This is a genomic window from uncultured Limnohabitans sp., assembly GCF_937889215.1.
Lineage (GTDB): Bacteria > Pseudomonadota > Gammaproteobacteria > Burkholderiales > Burkholderiaceae_C > Limnohabitans_A.
On record NZ_CALBEX010000510.1, the window covers coordinates 1 to 1908 of the forward strand.

At 63.7% G+C, this 1908-nt stretch carries 2 protein-coding genes and 1 pseudogene; all 3 read left to right on the forward strand.

The window, feature by feature from the left end:
- Positions 1–240, forward strand: a pseudogene (locus Q0341_RS12930) (polysaccharide deacetylase); the annotation flags it as partial.
- Between the two features lie 3 nt (positions 241–243).
- The gene (locus Q0341_RS12935; RefSeq protein WP_299514033.1) at positions 244–1680 is read left to right on the forward strand and encodes an amidase; all 1437 of its coding nucleotides are present in this window, start codon (positions 244–246) and stop codon (positions 1678–1680) included.
- A 3-nt stretch (positions 1681–1683) separates the two neighbouring features.
- The coding region (locus tag Q0341_RS12940) for an alpha/beta hydrolase (protein WP_299514035.1) at positions 1684–1908 on the forward strand (225 nt) is incomplete at its 3' end.

The following is a 1908-nucleotide window of genomic DNA, read 5'->3' on the forward strand; positions in this document are numbered from 1 at the left end:
CGTTCGGACGCGATGCTGCTGCGCACCCAAGATGCGTTTGAGCGGCTGTATGCCGAGTCGGCCGACAGCGCCCGCATCATGGCGTTTGGGGTGCACCCGTACATTTCGGGCGCTGCGCACCGCATCCGGTATTTTGAAATGATGCTGGAATTTTTGGCCAAGCAACCCGGTGTGGTGTTCTGGAACGGCTCTGAAATCAGCCAATGGTTTCAGCAAGCCAGCCCACTGCCAGCGCCTTGAGGCATGAGTCCCCAGACGCCCTTGAACCTGTCTGCTGATGCGCATGCCGACACGCCGTTGCACGCGCTGTCGCTGGCGCAAGCCAGTGCCCTGATACGTCGGCAATCAATCACACCGGTTCAGCTGGTACAGGCCTACATCGACCGCATCGAGCGACTCGATAGGCAAGTGAACGCCTTTGTCACACCCACGCTGGACGCCGCCTTGCAAGCGGCGCACCAAGCCACCCGCGAGATCGCACAAGGCCAATACCGAGGTGCTTTGCATGGCATCCCGATGGCGCACAAAGATGTGTACCTCACGCAAGGCGTGCGCACCACCGCGCACTCGCGGCATTTGCACGACTGGGTGCCCACGGTCAGCGCCACGCTGGTGACGGGCCTGGAGCGTTTGGGTGTGATCAGTTTGGGCAAAACGGCTTGCCATGAATTTGCCTTTGGCTCGCCCTCAGAAGATGACTTGTTTCCGCCTGCGCGCAACCCCTGGCATCTGGCGCACATGCCCGGCAGTTCCAGCAGCGGATCGGGTGCGACGGTGGCGGCGGGTTTGTGCCTGGCGGCCACGGGCACCGACACCGGCGGCTCCATCCGCCACCCGGCGGCCGCTTGTGGTGTGGTCGGCCTCAAACCCACGCGCCATGCTTACCCCGTGTCCGGCGTGATCGCCTTGGCCCCCAGCTTGGATGTGGCCGGATTTTTGACGCGTTCCGCGCTGGACCAGGCCCTGATCTGGGACGCGTGGCATGGCAGCGATGTAGCCACCGCGTGCACCGCCGATGTGCAGCGTTCGGTGCTTCGGGGGCTGCGCATCGGCGTGCCTGCGGGCTTGTGGCGCAGCGCCGAGAACGGCCAGGCCAAGCACGACCCGCAAATCCAGGCCTGCTTTGACGAGACTTTGCAAAAACTGCAAGCCGAAGGTGCGCAGGTAGTGACGGTGGAGACGAAGGATTGGCCACCACAGCCCGCCGTGGTGCAGGCGGCCAACACCTTGATTGCTTATGAAGCGTTTCAACAACTCCAGCACATCTGGCGCGACCACCCCGACCAGCTGGGCCAGGGCTTGCGCCAGAAACTGGCGGGTGCAGCGCAGCTGAGTTTGAACAGCTACCAAGCAGCCCGTGTGCAGGCCGATGTGTGGCAACAGCAGGTCAGTGCTTTGCTGGCTGAGCAGGTGGACGTGCTGATGTGGCCAGGGCGCGAAGCCTTGCCCGAAACCCTGCAAGCTCTGATGGCCAACCCCACCGGGCAGCGCAGTGCCTGCAACCGACTGTTCAGCCTGACCGGTCACCCCGCCTTGACCTGTCCTATCGGCGTGTCCACCCAAGGCTTGCCCATGGCTTTGCAGATCGGCGCGGCCATGCACGCCGAGGGGCATTTGCTGCAGGTGGCCCATGCGGTGGCATCGGTCATCGGCTGGCGCTTGCCTGTGTTGCTGGATTGAGCCATGGACTTTGTGAACAACGAAGGCGTGCGCCTGCACTACGAGGTTGTGGGCGAACAAGGCCCCTGGCTGGCGCTGGTGTCGGGTGGTCGGCGCGGCGGGGCAGAATTTTTGTCACTCGCCCGCCTCATTGCGGCCCGGGGTTTTCGGGTGGTGCTGCACGACCGGCGCAACACCGGGGCTTCACAGGTGTTGATCGAAGGTGAGCGGGGGGAAGAAGACATCTGG

Excerpts from the sequence above, each read along its gene's own strand:
- Q0341_RS12935 (WP_299514033.1), top strand. The coding sequence starts at position 244 with ATGAGTCCCCAGACGCCCTTGAACCTGTCTGCTGATGCGCATGCCGAC.